Origin of the sequence: Butyrivibrio sp. XPD2002 (assembly GCF_000423945.1) — a bacterium.
Classification (GTDB): domain Bacteria; phylum Bacillota; class Clostridia; order Lachnospirales; family Lachnospiraceae; genus Butyrivibrio.
Genome location: NZ_KE384117.1, coordinates 122,253 through 140,774 on the forward strand (window position 1 = coordinate 122,253; position 18,522 = coordinate 140,774).

Genomic DNA, 18,522 nt, shown 5'->3' on the forward strand with positions numbered 1-18,522 from the left:
CTCTTTTTAGAGAGGTTTATGTTTATTAATTCAGAAAAATATAATAGAAAAGTTTGGAGTATTTTTTATGAGAATGAACATGAAAGACTGGAAAATCGGCGATCCGATGATCAATGAAAATGATTATTGGCAGGATCCGAATTATGTGGCAGAGGATCCCGAAAAAGAAAAGCTGGTACTTAAGCTTGCGACGATGATTACAGACAGATACGCAAAGAAGATAAGGAGAAAGATCAATAACAGAGATCCTGAGTACTGGATGCTTGATATGATCCTTACAAAGGAGCAGGCAAGATTCCTTACAAAATTCAAAAAGACAAGAGTGCCCTACAGCATCGAAGAGCTTGCTAAGATGAACAACATGAGCGTTGAGGAGGCCAAAGTAATTGTAGATAAGCTCGTATGGATGGGCGTTCTTGAGATGAACCGCGCAAAGACTCCGGACAGACATAAGCAGTATGAGCTGCCGATTTACGTGCCCGGTTCTGCTGAGTTTATGATGATGCAGGATAAGCTTACGGATGAGTTTCCGCAGCTTGCAACCTTTTTTAACCTTATGACACAGCTTCCGCTTGGCGGAATAACTCAGATGGTTCCTCCCGGAGGAGCAGGAGTTGGAATGCATGTCATTCCCGTTGAGAAGGCTATCAGCATTGAAAATCAGTCAGTGCCTGTTGAGCATCTGTCTCGTTGGATTGATATGTATGACAAATTTGGCGTATCAGAGTGTTCATGCAGAAAGCAGCAGACAATGCGAGGCGAGGGTTCAGGTGAGATCCGTGGTGAGTACTGCATTGGAATGGGCGATATGGCTGAGTACATGGACAGCCGCGGAATCGGTCATTACATAACAAAAGAGGAAGTGTATGAGATTCTGGAGAGAGCAGAGCGTCATGGCTATGTTCACCAGATCACCAACATAGACGGCGAGGGTAAAATTGTAGCTATCTGTAACTGCGCTCCCGGTGTATGTAATGCGCTTCGTACATCACAGCTCTATAACACACCTAACCTTTCAGCTTCAGCCTATAGAGCACATGTAGATAAGAGTAAGTGCGTAGCCTGCGGAAAATGCGTTGAGGTATGTCCTGCAGGTGCTGCCAAGCTAGGACAGAAGCTTTGCAGGAAGGACGGCAGTGAGGTTCAGTATCCCAAGGTTGAGCTTCCCGATGCAAAGAGATGGGGACCTGATAAGTGGAACTACAACTTCCGTGATGATAATAAGATAAACTGCTACGAAACAGGTACTGCACCCTGTAAGACTGCCTGCCCCGTACACCTTTCAGTTCAGGGCTATATTAAAATGGCTGCTGAGGGCAGATACGAGGATGCTCTAAAGCTCATAAAGCAGGATAATCCACTTCCCATGATCTGTGGTGCTGTATGTAACAGACGCTGTGAGGATGCATGTACAAGAGGAACAATTGATGAGCCTCTTGCAATTGACGAGATCAAGAAATTCATTGCATCTCTTGATCTTAGCAAGGATAAAAGATACGTACCTCTTTGCGAAAAGCATGATGGAGGAATGTGGTCCGATAAGTATAAGGTTGCTATCATAGGTGGTGGTCCTTCAGGACTTTCTGCTGCATACTTCCTTAGAAGAGACGGCTATCCTGTAACAATATTTGAGAAGGAAAATCGCCCTGGCGGAATGCTCATGAATGGTATTCCCAGCTACAGACTTGAAAAGAATATCATCGAGGCTGAAATCGATGTCATGAAGCAGATGGGCGTTGAGTTTAAGTGCGGTGTTGAAGTAGGAAAAGACGTAACTATAGAAGAACTCAGAAAGCAGGGCTACAGAGCATTTTTCCTTGCAATCGGATGTCAGGGCGGACGCTATGCAGGTGTGCCCGGTGAAAATGCTGAAGGAGTCCAGACAGGTGTGGACTTCCTTAGAAAGGTGAATCTTGACCGCAATGAGAAGGTTAATGGCGATACAGTAGTAGTCGGCGGCGGAAATGTTGCTATCGACGTTGCAAGAAGTGCTGTAAGAGCCGGCTCCTCCAAGGTTACCATGCTTTGTCTTGAGAGCGAAAAGGAGATGCCTGCTGCGAAGGATGAAGTTGCAGAAGCAAAGGAAGAAGGCATCGAAGTATTAAACGGATGGGGACCGAAGGAAATCCTCACTGAGAATGGCAGGGTTACTGGAATAGTATTCAAGAAGTGTACCTCAGTAAAGGATGCCGATGGCAGATTTAATCCCAAGTATGATGAGAAGGATACCATCACTATCAAGTGTGAGAACGTCCTTTTATCAATTGGTCAGTCGATCGCTTGGGGAGACCTTCTTAAGGGAACAAAGGTTGAGCTTCGTCCTAACGGAGGCGTAATTGCTGATCCTCTTACACTTCAGACTGCAGAGCCCGATATCTTTGCAGGCGGAGATGTTTTCACAGGTCCCAGATTCGCTATAGATGCGATTGCCGGTGGACGTGAGGCAGCTGTTTCAATAAACAGATATGTTCATCCCGGAAACAGACTCGATCTTGCAAGAGACAGAAGAGAGTTTATTGAACTGGACAAGGATGATATAAGGATTGAGAGCTTTGACAATGCACCTCGTCAGATTCCTGGCAAAAAGGCAGGCATAGCAAAGGATACATTTGAGGACTTAAGACTTACACTTACTGAGGAGCAGGTTAAGAAGGAGGCGAACAGATGCCTTGGCTGCGGTGCAACAACCGTTGATGAGCACAAGTGTATCGGCTGCGGACTTTGCACAACCAAGTGTGAGTTTGACGCCATCCATCTTAGCAGGGATATTCCTGAAGCGAGTGTCATGGTACGCGCAGAGGACAAGTTTAAGAAGGTAGGTCCTTATGCTGTAAAGCGTGCAGGTAAGATACTGATTAAGAAGGTGTCGGGAAAGAAGTCATCCGACAAGAAAAAATCCGGTAAAAAGGCATCCGGTAAGAAGACATCCGGAAAGAAGTAATCTGATTAATTGAATGAATGGGACAAAGTGTGTCAGAATCTGGACTGGTGGTTTTATAAACACCGGGCAGAGGACGATATACTTTGTCCCTAAATTATTGTCAAAGCGCCTATTTTGTGGTATATTTTTATATTGGCAAAGGTTCATTATGAACGATATAATGAGCATCTATAAGCCAAAAATAATTTATTGATCGGAGACATCCTTGCTTAAGACATTTTCCATTACTGACGTTGGTCAGAAAAGAAAACTGAATCAGGATTATGTATTTTCCTCCGAAAGACGAATTGGTAATTTGTCTAACGTATTCATTGTGGCTGACGGAATGGGCGGACACAATGCAGGGGATTATGCTTCTAAATTCACCGTTAATACCATGGTGGAGGAAATCGAGAGATCCTTCGAGCAGAATCCGGTGAGAATACTTGAGAATGCAATTAAGATTGCGAATCAGAAACTGCGTGCCAAGGCTGCAGAGGATGAACACCTCTACGGTATGGGTACGACTGTTGTTGCTGCAACAGTTATGGGACGCTACCTTCAGGTTGCGAATGTTGGAGACAGCAGACTTTATGTCATTGGTGATGACATAAGGCAGATTACTCGTGATCATTCACTTGTTCAGGAGATGGTACGCGCAGGCGGCCTTGATCCTGAGGAAGCCCGTACGCATAAAGAGAAGAATATCATTACTCGTGCGATCGGCGCTGATGATACTGTTGATGTTGATTTCTTTAACGTTGAGCTCGAAAAGGGGGACATCGTGCTCATGTGTTCCGACGGCCTTACCAATATGCTGGAGGATCAGGAAATCCGCATGATTGTCAGTGGACAGAGAGATATTATAGAGAAGGCACAGAAGTTAGTGGATATGGCAAACCAGCATGGCGGTAAGGACAATATCGCTGTTATCCTGATTGAGCCTTTTGCTGACGGAGGAGCTGAATGATTAAGATAGGAATGATGATCGGAGACCGATACGAGATCCTTGAAAAAATAGGAACCGGCGGTATGTCTGATGTTTACAGGGCAAAAGATCATAAGTTAAATAGACCCGTTGCTGTAAAAGTCCTAAAACAGGAATTTTCAGAGAATGATAACTTTGTCTCTAAATTCCGTGTCGAGGCCCAGGCTGCCGCAGGACTTATGCATCCCAATATCGTCAATGTTTATGACGTTGGTGATGAGAACGGTATTCATTACATTGTAATGGAGCTTGTGGACGGTATTACCCTTAAGAGATATATAGAAAAGAAATCAAGGCTTTCGGTGAAGGAGGCAGTAAGTATTGCAATCCAGGTTGCAATGGGACTTGAAGCTGCTCACAATAACCACATTATTCACCGAGACATAAAGCCTCAAAATATAATTATTTCCAAGGAAGGTAAGGTAAAGGTTACAGACTTCGGTATTGCCAAGGCTGCCACCAGTAATACCATCACCTCCAATGTTATGGGATCTGTTCATTACACATCCCCTGAGCAGGCAAGAGGCGGCTATTCAGACGCCAAGAGTGATGTATATTCACTTGGTATCACTCTGTTTGAGATGCTCACAGGAAGACTTCCCTTTAACGGAGATACTACAGTCGCAATAGCTATTAAGCATATACAGGAGGATTTACCTTCTCCTGCAGAGTTTAGCGATGAGATTCCGATAAGTGTTGAGAAGATAGTAATGAAGTGCTGTCAGAAGAGTCCTGACAGAAGATATCAGAGCGCAGCTGAGCTCATAACAGACCTTAAGAGATCACTCATAACACCTGATGAGGATTTTGTTAATCTCGTTGATCCTGATGAAGAGGGTGCTACCAGAGTTGCGACCGAAGAGGAAGCAAAGAGCATCGGCGGCATGAGCGAAACAGAGCGGATGAGACTTAATGAAGAGAGCATCCGTGAGTACGAGAATCAGAAGAGACGTGAGAAGGAATATATCAGACGCCATGATGATAACTACGAGGATGATGAGGATGATTATGCTCCCCATTCATTCGGAGACAGTAACCGTATTGAGAGACTGACTGTTGCTCTTGCTATTATAGGTGCGGTTCTTGTCGGAATCATAGTTATTATCCTTGTGGGGAGATCCCTTGGAATCCTTGGCGGTTCTACAGAGGAGGAGATTTTCTCTGAGGCTTCAGGAGATGTTTCTTCTTTTGAAAATGGAATACAGATTCCAAATGTTACAGGTCTCTCATATGTTGAAGCTGTAACAGCACTTAAGGATAAGAACTTTAAATTTGAAAAGATAGAAGATGATGAGAGCACTCTTGCCAAGAATACAGTAGTTTCACAGACTCCTGAGGCTAATACCTACGCAGAGAGCGGATCAACAGTTACGATTGTTGTAAGTACAGGTAAGGGAGCTGAAGCACAGGCTCAGACATCTGCCGAGGCTTCTACAGAGGCCAGCAGCGCAGAAGCTTCTACTGCAGAGGCTGATAATAAGGTTGCAGTACCTAATCTTGTAGGTATTTCTATCGAAGAGGCTATAGCAGCACTTTCAGAGGCAGGCCTCGTTCAGGGACAGGTCGTTGATGTTAATAGTGACACCTATGGTGTAGATGTTGTAACAGCTCAGAGCCAGCCTGTTGGAACAATGGTTGAGCCCGGAACTGCCATCAATCTTGAAAAGTCTATAGGACCTGCAAGTATAACCTACAGCTTTTCAGGAGACATAGCTGCTCCCACAGAGGGACAGAACTATACAGACGGAGTATCCGTTCACGTTTCATTTGTTACCGCTGATGGCACATCACTTCTTGATACCACAACAGCTTCTTTCCCGATTACAGGAGTTGTTCGTACCGGACTTACATCAGCAACAGGAGTAATAACATTTACTTATACAGCTACAAGCCCTGCAACTACTGATGAGTATGGTAACATTATCGGAGGTACTTCCGAGGAATATACAGTTACAAGAGCTGTTACTTTTAATCAGGGAAATTAGTTTTTTGGAGTGTCTATGAAGGGAAGGATTGTTAAAGGAATCGCCGGATTTTACTATGTGAACATCGGTAGTGAAAAGGTTTATGAATGTAAAGCCAAGGGCATTTTCCGAAAAGACAATATAAAGCCTCTTGTAGGTGATGATGTAGATATTGAAATAATTGATGATGACGCCGGAACAGGCAATATCACAAAGATATTGCCTCGGCGTAATGAGCTTATAAGACCGCCGGTCGCTAATGTCGATCAGGCGGTTATTCTGTTTGCAATTGTTAAGCCGGATCCTAACTACAACGTGCTTGATAAATTCCTGATACAGATGAGAAGAAACGGGCTTCCGGTCATCATATGCTTCAACAAGCAGGATATTGCGTCGGAGGAAGAACAGCAGGAGCTTATGGATGCCTATGAAAAATGCGGATATGAGGTTATTTTCATAAGCGTTCACGAGGGTGTTGGAATTGACAGACTCTGTGAGAAGCTAAAGGGTAAGACCTCTGTTGTGGCCGGACCAAGCGGAGTTGGTAAGTCATCGCTTCTTAATAAGCTTCATCCTGAGGCTGCAATGGAGACAGGTGAGCTCAGTCGTAAGATATCGAGAGGCCGCAATACCACCAGACATTCAGAGATGTTTTATATTTCAGCTCTTTCTGATGAAAATGAGGCTACCTATATATTCGATACACCGGGCTTTACATCTCTTGCGCTAAAAGATATTACAGCGGAGGAATTGCCGCTTTATTACCCCGAATTTGAACCGTATGAGCCCTCCTGCAGGTTTGGTGGCTGCAGCCATATTGCAGAGCCGGATTGCGGCGTTAAGGCTGCTCTGGATGCAGGAGAGATATCTAAGGTGCGTTATGACAACTATAAGATCATCTATCAGGAGCTAAAAAACATGAAACCGGTATACAGATAACTGGTTTTTGAAAATAATTTGAAAAAATATTTGAAAACATATTGACAATTATTACATAAATGTTACAATTGTTTATGTTGTATATGAATAAACAACTTATACAACAATATCATTATTCCAAACTTTTTTATTATATTTTTCAAAAACCGGTGTGATAGCCCCCAAGTCTGTCACATCGGTTTTTGAATGTAGAAAAATATATTCTCATGGCCGCTAAGTGCCTGCTTTCCCCATATAAATCTTAATAAAACATTAATATTTGAAACGAAAAACTCATAAAATAGTCAAACATGCACATAAAGACTGGAAGAGAGGTCATGGAAACTAAAAATGTGCACAAAGAAATTACAGTAAAAACGCAATATATGGCTATTCGCCTGCAATATGTGATAAGTATAAAGATTTTTTTGTTGCTAGAATGAATTAGCTCGAATGCGAAAAAGCGTGTAAACACGGGATTGCACGCGGGAGAAAAAGTTTTGAAAAAAGGAAAGGGGAAGCAATGAAAAGACATTTAACGTTTTTATTGTCTCTTATGATGGTTGGGGGGCTTGTCATAGGAAACGGAACAAATTCGTTAGCTGCCAGTGTGGTAAATAGTTCCTACGTTAAGGGTGATAATGAGAACAACCCTGTAGTAACTCAGAACTACGGCGCAGATCCCGGAGTTATGGTGTATAACGATGAGGTTTTCATCTATGCAACCAATGACTCTCAGGAGCTTGCAGGTAACAACGAAAACACTTATGCGAAGATTGACACATTGAACTGTTATTCTTCCAAGGATCTGGTTAACTGGACAGATCACGGCAGCTTCAAGATTGCAGGAAGCGGTGGAGCAGCAAAGTGGGCCAGGAATTCATGGGCACCTTGTATTACAAGTAAGAAGATAAACGGTAAGGATAAATTCTTCCTTTATTTTGCAAATAATGGAAGCGGAATCGGTGTTCTTACAGCGGATTCACCGACAGGACCATGGAAGGATCCTATCGGTAAGGCACTTATCACAGGTGCTACACCCGGATGCAGTGGAGTAACATGGATGTTTGATCCTGCAGTTCTTGTGGATTCTGATGGAACAGGATACCTCTACTTCGGTGGCGGAATACCTAACAATCAGTTCGAGCATCCCAAGACAGCAAGAGTTATCAAGCTTGGCGCTGATATGACAAGCGTTTCAGGCTCAGCAGCTACAATTGATGCACCTTATCTCTTCGAGGACTCAGGCATCAATAAGATCGGTAATAAGTATTACTATTCATATTGCTCTAACTGGAACTGCAAGAATGGATTCAATAATGCAGCAATTGAGTATATGACAAGTAACAGTCCTATGGGACCTTTTACCTATCAGGGCGAAGTTATGAAGAATCCCGGTGTCTTCTTTAACGGCTCAACAGGTAATAACCATCACCAGATTTTCGAATTTGGCGGAAACTACTACCTTGCTTATCACACAAGATCAGTTGAATCCAAGCTTATAGGTAAGAGCCTTGGCTACAGAACAACTCAGATTGATAAGCTTACAGTTTCAAATGGTAAGATCAGTTCACTTACACCTTCAATGACAGGTGTTTCACAGACTTCATATGTTGATCCTTATTCTGCTGTTCAGGCTGAGACAATGTTTACTCAGAGCGGAATCGGCGTTTCAGGTAACGGCGACGGAACAGCATGGGTTGACAGTATCTCTAACGGCGACTACACAAAGGTTAAGGGAGTTAACTTCTCCAAGGGACTTAGCTCCATAACAGTAAGCGTTAACAGCAGAGGTACAGGTACTATCCAGGTAAGAGACGGAAGTCCCAGCGGAAGTCTCCTTGGTACAATCAATCTTTCTAACACAAACAACAAGAATACAGAGTTTACCGGCACTATGAAAAATGTATCCGGTATAAAGAACATCTGCTTTGTATTTAACGGAAGCTTTGAGTTTGATTACTGGAAGGCTGCAGGCACAGGTGAGACAGCAGGCGGCGGAAACCAGGGCGGAAATGAAGGCCAGGGTCAGGATAATAACCAGGGTCAGAATCAGGACAGCCAGACTAACAACAGCAAGTTCGAGTGTGAGAACATGATCAAGAGCGGTCAGTACACAGGTACTATTACAAGTCCTTTCAACGGCGTTGCTCTTTATGCTAACAAGGACACTGTAAGCTTTGACCAGTACTTTGCTTATGGTACTCACAACTTTACACTTCGAGGATGCTCCAACAACAGCAATATGGCTAAGGTAGAGCTTAAGATTGGCGGAGAGTCCAAGGGAACCTTCTACTACGGCGATGAGTATCCTGCTGAGTACACTATCGAGAACGTAAGCCATGCAACTGGTGCTACAACTGTTGAGCTTACAGTTACATCCGATGACGGAACATGGGATGCATATCTTGATTACCTTTCATGGGATAACGGTTCAGGTTCATCCTCTGATAACCAGGGTGGCAACCAGTCCGGTAACCAGGGTCAGGGCGGACAGGCTCTTAATCCTTCCGACTTAACTCTCCTTAATACCTATGGTCAGACCTTCGGATATTCAGGAACCTGCATCAACCTTTATCAGCTTAGAGATGCAAACACTCTTGATCTTATCAAGAAGAACTACAACAGTATTACACTTGAAAATGAGATGAAGCCCGACGCACTTCTTGGTGGCTCAGCTAAGCTCATTTCAGTAAGCGAAGCAAAGAACCGTGGATACTATATCCCGGACAATTATAAGGAATCAACAGTTCCTCAGATCAACTTCAATACAGTTGATGAAGTAATGAAGATCTGCTACAACAACGGTCTTAGAATGAGAGCTCATACACTTGTATGGCATTCACAGACTCCTTCATGGTTCTTCAGAAACGGATATGCAGGAAATGGTGGCTTTGTAAATCAGAGCACAATGGATGCACGTCTTGAGATGTACGTAAAGACAGTTATGAACCATGTATACCTTAGCGAGTACGGCAGTGTAGTTTATGCATGGGATATTGCAAACGAGATCCTTCATGCAAGTAACTCCGGCTGGGAAGCTGTATACGGCAACAATAAGGTAAATGCTCCCTATGTTAAGAAGGCATTTACATACGCTTATCAGACACTTGATTACTTTAAGCTTACAGATTCAGTTTCACTTTTCTACAACGATTACAACACATACATGGAGGTTAATGATGTAATCAAGCTTGTGAACTATATCAATTCTGACCAGAAGATTTGCTCAGGTGTGGGAATGCAGTCTCACCTTGGAACAAATTATCCTTCTGTTGATTACTACACAACTGCACTTAAGTCATTCCTGAATGCAGGCTTTGAAGTTCAGATCACAGAGATGGATATCACAAACAGCGGAGATAATGATCTTTCAAATTATGCTTATAATCTGTACAAGAACATTAACTCACTTAAGAAGAATGGTGGGAAGATCACAAGTATTACATGGTGGGGACTTTCAGATCAGGTAACATGGATAAATAATGCTAAGCCGTTACTTTTCAGCACACCTACATCCAAGAAGCCCGCTTATGACAAGGTAATCCAGGCTTACACAGAGACCTTTGGAACACCTACATCAGGCTATACACCTCAGCCTCTTCCGACACCTACACCTTCAGATGATCCTCAGAACGAAGAACCTCAGGAGGATCCTCAGACAGAAGAGCCTGAGAACGCAGGTGATACACATGATGCAGCTTACATCGCTGATGGCTGGTATTACCTCAAGAATACACTTTCACAGAAGTACCTTACTGTAGAAGGCAACAATGCAGATGGATGGGTAAATGTATACATCAGCACAGGAACAGGCGTAGACGGACAGAAGTGGTATGTAACCAATACTGATGACGGATTTATCACACTTACAAGTAAGCTCGGAAGCGTAATGCTCGACGTTGCTAACGGTGAGGACGAGGATGGAGCAAACATCGGTATCTACCAGGGCTACGGCGGAGATGCTCAGAAGTTTGTAGTTAGAAAAACAGACAAGGATGGCATTTACACAATTGCTACCAAGGCTTCAAACGGTACAAAGAATGTAGATGTATACGAGCATAAGACAGCTGATGGCACAAACGTTTGCCAGTGGACATACTATGGTAATCCTAACCAGCAGTGGCAGTTTGAGAAGATCGAAGGTGAGCAGGGCGGAAGTCAGCAGCCCGCTGAAGATCCTCAGCCTGAAACTCCTGCAGAGGACCCTCAGCCTGAGACACCTGCTTCAGATGGCCTTGCACTTGATTACTCAATAAACAGCTGGGGAAGCGGTTATCAGGTAAGTTTTAAGATTTCCAACAACACTGGAGCTGATGTGAATACATGGACACTTAAGCTCAAGAAGAGTAATATCAACATTGGATCAAGCTGGAACGTAAATGTGACAGAGGATGGTGAGTACTATGTAATTACTCCCGTTGACTGGAACGGATATATCGCTAATGGACAGAGCGTTGAGTTCGGTGCTCTCGGTGAAGGTTCAATCGGCGATACAATCGGATATTCTTTTAACTAAAAATTTTTAAAGAACATGTCTGCGCAGAGGAACACTTTCTTCTGCGCAGTTTTTATTTTATTCATTCACTGCGATTATTTCCGGAAACTGTAACTGATAGAATTTTATCCGTGACTGCATAAGGTAAAAGTGGTAAAATTTAGTAAAAATGTTACCGACATTGATCGAATAGTTTTTATTTGTGAGATTTGAAAAGGGAAAATATGTCTACTTTAAAAGAAATTGCAAATGAATGTGGCTTTTCAGTGGCAACAATCTCAAGAGTACTGAACAGGGATGAGACCCTGAATGTTCCTCAGAGCACCCGTGAGATTATTTTTGATACTGCGGAGAAGCTGAATTATAAGACAAAGTTTGAGAGAAAGCAGGGAAACCTTCCTGTTGATGAGCTTCTTGATGTTAACAGACCGGTTCTGTCAGCCAAGAGGATAGGTATTATCGAGATGCACAGCACCACGGAGCTCCTTGATGATACATATTATCTTTATCTTAAAAGTAATGTGGAGAGAGTATGCCTTGAAAAGGGCATCGAGACCACAATGCTTCAGTTTGACAGCGAAGAAGAGTGCTACAGGATGGTTGGAAACAGCATCGATGGAATAATAGCAATTGGACCTTTTTCCAGGCGACGGGTTGAGGCCATGGAGAGACTTACTTCAAGAATTGTATTCCTTGATTCAGCTCCGGATGCAATAAAATACTGCTCTGTTCAGCCTAACTATGAGACAGGAGTGGTACAGGGGATAGATTATCTTTTGGAGATGGGACATAAGAAAATAGCCTTCGTGGGACCTGTTGAAACCCGTAATTCAAAGGGAGATAAGGCTCCTGAGATGAGGCGCAGGATTTTCAAGGATATGGCTAAGATCCATAAGGATGATATGGAGCCTGTATATATTGAGACGGATTCCACCGGAAGTAATGCTATTGAGAAGATTGCAGAGTTTATCTCTGATTGTGATAAGAAGGAGCGCCCTTCCGCGTACTTTGCTTTTAATGAGACTACAGCTATCAATGTTATGAGAGGGCTTCAGAGTGCCGGCTTGTCTATACCTGATGACGCCAGTGTTCTTGGCTTTAACGACACGATTATAGCGACCTACACACAGCCTCAGTTGTCTGGTATTCATATCTACATAGATGAGATGGCGAAGGTTGCGGTTAATACCATGACACAGCTTTTCTTTGATGAAAATATGCTGCCTATAAGGGTTCTTGTGCCCACAGGTCTTTCAAAGAGAGACAGTGTAAAAAAGATATAATTTGTCCATACGAAAAAGTACATAAATAATTAAGTAAATTTTCAGTAAAAACACCCCATTGTTAGTAAGTAAAAAATGAAATAAAATTTTACTTACACTCATAAATATTTTCAATAATTAGGGTTAGATTATTTCAATAATTTAGGGAGGACGGATATTTATGAAGAGAAGGGGTTTATGTAAACGGGGGACTTGTGCGCTTCTATCCGCATCAGTTTCTGCAGTGACGCTGCTTGGTGGGCTGCCTTTTGAAGGAGCAGCTATCACAACCAGAGCAGCTGAGTCTAAAGTCGATAAGACTGTCAAGATCAATACCAAAGATTTTTCAACCTTTAATGACACAGATGGTGACGGGCTTGGAGAGTTCCAGGGATTTGGAACTTCTCTTTGCTGGTGGGCTAATCGTATCGGTTACAGCGATGAGCTTACGCAGCAGGCTGCCACATATTTCTTCGATGAAAATGAAGGCCTTGGTCTTACCATCGGACGCTACAATGTGGGCGGCGGCGACAACACCTATGAGCTCCATGACAATGGCAAAAAGGTGGAGGTTCCGAGGAATAAGAAAGCAATAATAATGACCGCTGACAGAGCGGTAACTCCATACACCGGTTCAAATATGAACTGCAGTGAGATGGGAAAATTCGGCAATGCCAGATATCTTAAGGCGGATGCTGACTTTGGATTTGCAGCGGGAGATAAGGTCGGCAAATTCAATACTATCGGATGGATAAATGAACTTGATGATGTACCCGGAAGCGGTGGAAATCTTGTTTTCAATATGGATGCAGCTGCAACAGATGAGTACACGGTAAAAATGTTATTTACACTTTCCGGTGAGAATAGCAGAGGCGTCGGACTTAAGGTTGACAGAGCTGCTGTCAGCACGGAGAGCGTAGAGGTAACTCCTGATATAAACGAAGCTGCTGCAGAGGACGCTGATGTGGCAGTTGTTACTCTTGGTGAGGAAGCTGACATAGCTACAGAGGATGCTATTACAGATGGCAACGCAGAGCCTGCAGATGTTACAACTCCGGACGAAAATAATGAGCTTCAGGATGGCGATGCATCTGCAGTAGAGGATGAGCAGCCCTCTCAGGAAGAAACTGAAACAGAGAATGAGCCAGAGGCTATTGAGGATGAGCAGGAAGCTCCCTCTGAAGCAGGTGTAGAGCCTGCTAAAAAGGCGGCGGCTCCTTCTACAAGTGAGACTGTTACAGAGAAATATGAAGTTAGCGGCGCTGAAGTAAACAGCGACATTATCGCTGAGACAACAAACGATAAGCTCTACAGAGTTACATTTAAGAACGTAAAGCTCACTGAGGGCAGAAACGTACTTACAATCGGTGGCGTACACGACTGGACACTGGATTTTGTTAAGCTTCTTGTTGTGAAAAACGGTGACGAGGGAGTACTTCCCGAGGGTGCTGATGAATATTCAGAAGACATTGATTATTCAAATGTTCCGAACACACCCTTTGCTCATCCGGCACACATCGTAAGATCCGATTCAGCAGTTCCCGGCTATTGCGTAGATGTAACTAAGATTACTGATGATACAGATCTTTCAGCCTTCGACAGATACGATACAAGCTGCGGCTTTGCATGGAACTATGACTGGGATGCAGATAAAAATCAGGTAAATGTTCTTAAGGCTGCCATAGCCAAGGCAGGCGCTGATAACTTTATAGCTGAGGCATTTTCAAATTCACCTCCGTACTTCATGACAGTAAGCGGATGCTCCTCAGGAAATAACAGTGCAAGCAAGGATAACCTCAGAGAGGATTCTGTTGAAGCCTTTGCTACATACATGGCTGATGTGGTTGAACACTGGTACAAGGAAGGCATCATCTTCCAGAGTGCAACACCTATGAACGAGCCATACACAGATTACTGGGCAGCAAACAGCGATAAGCAGGAGGGTTGCCACTTTGATATTGGCGAGTCCCAGTCAAGAATCATCACAGCCTTTGCTAAGAAGCTCCAGGAAAAAGGGCTTGGAGATGTAATTCTTTCAGCATCAGATGAAACAAGCATCGATACAGCTATTACATCCTACAAGGCTCTTTCAGACGAGGCAAAGAATTATGTAACAAGAATTGATACCCACACCTACAGTGGAAGTAACCGCAAGGGTCTTAGAAAGCTTGCTGAAGAGAGTGGCGAGAACCTCTGGATGAGTGAAGTTGATGGCGCATTTACCGTGGCAGGCGCAGGAGAGATGTCAAGCGCACTCGGCTTTTCAGACAGACTTATCACAGACTTGAACGGCCTTATGCCTTCAGCCTGGATAATCTGGGATATCATCGATACTCATATTTCAGATAAGGAAGACATTGCTGCAAACGAGACAGCATCAAAGTATAAGGAAGCTTATAACAAGTATGACAATTCAGACAGCCTTGAGGAGTGGCTTGGCAATAACAACGAGAAGGAAGGCAAGAGCCTCTGGGGAGTTGCAATTGCAGATCACAGCAACCAGAAGGTAGTTCTTACAAAGAAGTACTATTCCTTCGGCCAGTACTCAAGATATATAAGACCCGGCTATACACTTATGGGTTCAGGAAATGACACAGTTGCAGCGTATGATCCTAAGGGTAGAAAGCTTGTAATCGTGGCAACAAATAAGAGCCGGAATGATGAGACATGGAAGTTTAACCTTGCAGGCTTCGTATCAACAGGCTCAGATGTAACAGCAATCAGAACAAGCGGTTCACTTGAAAACGGCGAGAACTGGGCAGATGTTTCAGATGCTGCAGATATCGTTGTGAATACTTCTGAAAAGTATATGACATCAACTGTAAAGGGTGATTCAATCACAACCTACATTATTGATCATGTTGTTTTCGATAAGGATATGGAGGAAACAACACCTGATGCTAAGACCTTCACAGAGGACGAGATCGCAGCAAATGATTACATGCTTTATCTTGTAGACTGCGGAACAACAGATAATACAAGAGTTCCCTCAGGCTACAAGGCTGGTCTCTATCAGTCAGTTACAGACAAGGAGTATGGCGCTGATGAGGAGACAGGTCTTAAGTGGGGACATGCTGCTGACAATGAAAATAGCATGATGATCCAGACAGGTAATACAAACGGATCAATCACTGATACCTGCTATTACATGTCAGATAAGATCAATTTCGTAAAGGGTGTTTCAGGCTTTGCATACACCTTCGACCTTCCTGAGAGAAGCAGCAACGAGTATGAAGTATCAGTAGGCTTCAAGGTTCCTTCAGGATGGGGCTCCAAGAAGGTTGATATCGAGCTCGAAGGAAAGAACGTAGCAAAGCAGCTCAGTATAAGTGATAAATCAACTATTGAGAAAAACTACGATGTAACAGTTACTGATAACGAACTCAATCTTTTTGTACATAATCCTGAGGCAGGAAGCAGAGGTGAGGATCCTATCCTTAGCTACATCATAGTAAAGGCAAAGCGCTCCAAGGAGAGCTTTAAGACAACCTATACAAGCTTTACCGGAGTTGCCGGCGAACCTATCTACGACAATAACGGAGAGATGGTACAGGCTCACGGCGGACAGGTTCAGAAGTTTACTGTAAACGGTGAGACAAAGTATTACTGGTACGGCGAAGATAAGACCTACAACATGGATCCTGTGACAGGAGTACATGCTTATTCATCAACTGACCTTTATAACTGGACAGATGAGGGAGTTGTATTTAAGGCAATCCCTGTTTCTGAAAAGGATTATAGGAAGTTTACAAGTGCAGATTACACAGCAGATCTCAGCATTTTTGATACAGATGAGTACTTCAGCAGTCTCTATGGAGATTACAAGGGTGCACCTGCTGATGACACAAATGAGTACACAAGTAAGCTCGAGGAAATCTACTGGAATATAGCAGATGACCGCACAGTTATGGAGAGGCCTAAGGTCCTTTATAACGAAAAGACAGGAAAATATGTAATGTGGTGGCACTGTGACGGATTCATGCCTTCAACAAGAAATGGCGGAGACAGCTCACAGTACGGCAAGGCTATGGTAGGTATCGCAACTTCTGACAGCCCTGCAGGTCCCTTCAAATTTATAACAACAAGAAAGCTTTTAAGCGCTGATGATGCAGACCTTGGCTGGGATAAGGTTAAGGGCTCATCAAGAGATATGAACCTTTTTAAGGATGATAACGGAAAAGCTTATGTGATCTACTCATCAGACGGTAATGCAAACATGTATATAGCTGAGCTTGATGATACTTATACAGGCCTTGCAGCTGATACAGAAGGCGCAAAGTACGGTGAGAACTACAACATGATCTCTAAAAACATGAGAGAAGCGCCTGCAATGTTTAAGTATGAGGGAAGATATTATCTCATCACCTCAGGCTGCACAGGCTGGTCACCTAACCAGGCAAGCTATGCAGTGACAACTGATCTCATGAGTAAATGGACTGTTATGGGTGATCCCTGCACAGAGGATACCTCCAAAACAACCTATGATACACAGAGCACCTGCGTAATACCTGTTGATCCTGAAGCCGGAAAATTCATCTATATGGGGGACCGCTGGTTTGAGGATAGACTTAAGGATTCAAGATATGTATGGCTTCCTATTGAGTTTGGCTCTGAAGGAAAAATTGCTATAGGTAAATATTCCGACTGGAAGCTTGAAGTTCTTGATGATATGGGAGGCTTTACCATTAAGACTGACCTTCCTGAAAAGGCTTCATCAGTAGAGGAGCTCAATAAGCTTCTTCCTTCTGAAATAAGTATTGTTAAAAAGAACGGCGGTGAAAGCACTGTTTCCGTAACCTGGAATACAGATAACGTTAAGGAAGCCGGAGAGTTTACAGTTGTTGGAACTACAGATAACGGTAAGAAGATAACCTATCAGGTAAGCATCATTCCTTCAAAGCTTGTATACTTCTTCGACTGCGCAGGCACAGAGGATGGTACTAAAGCAGACTTCTTTGAGCTTGCAAAGAGTGAGCCCGGAAATAAGCTTCGTAACAGCGTAGCAGATCAGGCTTACTCAGAAGAAAACAAGGCAGGCTATACAGGAACACTCATCGCTGATGACAGTGAGAAGGCTATAAATGATATCGGTATAAAGAATGCCGGAAACGGTGTGTTTGAGCATGGTTACTGGGCAGGAACAAATAAGAATATTGATTATTCATTTGAGCTTGAGGAAGGTGAATACACAGTTCTTACCGGTTATCAGGAGTGGTGGAACACTTCCAGAAGAATAAGAATTCGTGTAACTGATGAAGCGGGTGAGCTTGCAACAAAGGACTTCACACTTGCATCCAATGACAGCACCAGAGTAGAGAGTCTTTCATTTACAGTTACCAAGAAGGGGACAGTAACTGTAAGCATCAGCAAGAAGGCAAGCGCTGATCCTGTTCTTTCATTCATCGGTATTGTTAAGAACTCTGAAGAAGAGGCAGTTAAGCCTTCTGATGAAAAAGAGGATGAGCCTAATGAAGAGACCAAGGATCCTCAGATTGTTACAGATGATAAGAAAAACGACAAGGTAGAGACTCCTTCAGACAATAAGACAAATACAGAGGTCAAGCAGGAAGGCATCAGTGGCACACTCACAAAGGTTAAGAAGGGTAAGAAAAAGGGTACTTACAGACTTAAGCTTTCTGATGGCTCCTATGCTAAGGGCTTTGTAAATATCAATGGCAAAAAATATTACTTTGATAAGAACGGTTATGCAAAGAAGGGCTTCCATAAGGTAAAGGGAGGAAAATATTACACCAATAAGAAGGGACTTGTAGCTACCGGATTCAAGAAGATTAAAGGAAATAAGTATTACTTTAATGAAAACGGAAAGATGGCTAAGGGAATCACCCAGATTGGTGATGACGTTTACTACTTCGGAAAAGACGGTGTCATGAGAACCGGAAAAATTAAGATCAAAGGAACTACTTATAACTTTGGTAAATCCGGAAAACTTAAGGGAGTACGCTAATCCGATT

The 18,522-nt window shown here is 43.3% G+C and carries 7 protein-coding genes; all 7 read left to right on the forward strand.

The features are described 5' to 3' along the window. The first annotated feature begins 106 nt into the window (after window positions 1–106). The 7 genes from G587_RS23820 to G587_RS24870 all read left to right on the forward strand — a co-directional run bounded on the left by G587_RS23820 (window position 107) and on the right by G587_RS24870 (window position 18,515). The gene (locus G587_RS23820; RefSeq protein WP_081679548.1) at window positions 107–2,941 is read left to right on the forward strand and encodes an FAD-dependent oxidoreductase; all 2,835 of its coding nucleotides are present in this window, start codon (window positions 107–109) and stop codon (window positions 2,939–2,941) included. Between the two features lie 205 nt (window positions 2,942–3,146). Further along, window positions 3,147–3,890 (forward strand): Stp1/IreP family PP2C-type Ser/Thr phosphatase, encoded by a 744-nt coding sequence (locus G587_RS0120150; protein WP_026493713.1) that lies wholly within the window; start codon window positions 3,147–3,149, stop codon window positions 3,888–3,890. Then, window positions 3,887–5,893 carry a Stk1 family PASTA domain-containing Ser/Thr kinase gene (gene pknB / locus G587_RS0120155; RefSeq protein ID WP_026493714.1) on the forward strand — a complete coding sequence of 669 codons (2,007 nt, stop codon included), beginning with the start codon at window positions 3,887–3,889 and terminating at the stop codon, window positions 5,891–5,893. Before G587_RS0120150 ends, pknB begins: the two co-directional genes overlap by 4 nt. A gap of 15 nt (window positions 5,894–5,908) precedes the next feature. After that, window positions 5,909–6,811: a ribosome small subunit-dependent GTPase A gene (gene rsgA, locus G587_RS0120160; protein ID WP_026493715.1), complete on the forward strand. Its 903-nt coding sequence runs from the start codon at window positions 5,909–5,911 to the stop codon at window positions 6,809–6,811. Between the two features lie 502 nt (window positions 6,812–7,313). Continuing rightward, a complete protein-coding gene (locus G587_RS26430) occupies window positions 7,314–11,309 on the forward strand; it encodes an endo-1,4-beta-xylanase (RefSeq protein ID WP_242830120.1) in 3,996 nt (1,331 codons plus the stop codon). A gap of 203 nt (window positions 11,310–11,512) precedes the next feature. After that, the gene (locus tag G587_RS0120180) at window positions 11,513–12,571 is read left to right on the forward strand and encodes a LacI family DNA-binding transcriptional regulator (protein WP_026493716.1); all 1,059 of its coding nucleotides are present in this window, start codon (window positions 11,513–11,515) and stop codon (window positions 12,569–12,571) included. 160 nt (window positions 12,572–12,731) lie between these two features. Then, window positions 12,732–18,515, forward strand: coding sequence for a glycoside hydrolase (locus G587_RS24870; RefSeq protein WP_051201198.1), 5,784 nt, complete (start codon window positions 12,732–12,734; stop codon window positions 18,513–18,515). Window positions 18,516–18,522 lie beyond the last annotated feature (7 nt).

Excerpts from the sequence above, each read along its gene's own strand:
- G587_RS24870 (WP_051201198.1), top strand. The coding sequence starts at position 12,732 with ATGAAGAGAAGGGGTTTATGTAAACGGGGGACTTGTGCGCTTCTATCC.
- G587_RS26430 (WP_242830120.1), top strand. The coding sequence starts at position 7,314 with ATGAAAAGACATTTAACGTTTTTATTGTCTCTTATGATGGTTGGGGGG.
- pknB (WP_026493714.1), top strand. The coding sequence starts at position 3,887 with ATGATTAAGATAGGAATGATGATCGGAGACCGATACGAGATCCTTGAA.
- G587_RS0120180 (WP_026493716.1), top strand. The coding sequence starts at position 11,513 with ATGTCTACTTTAAAAGAAATTGCAAATGAATGTGGCTTTTCAGTGGCA.
- G587_RS23820 (WP_081679548.1), top strand. The coding sequence starts at position 107 with ATGATCAATGAAAATGATTATTGGCAGGATCCGAATTATGTGGCAGAG.
- rsgA (WP_026493715.1), top strand. The coding sequence starts at position 5,909 with ATGAAGGGAAGGATTGTTAAAGGAATCGCCGGATTTTACTATGTGAAC.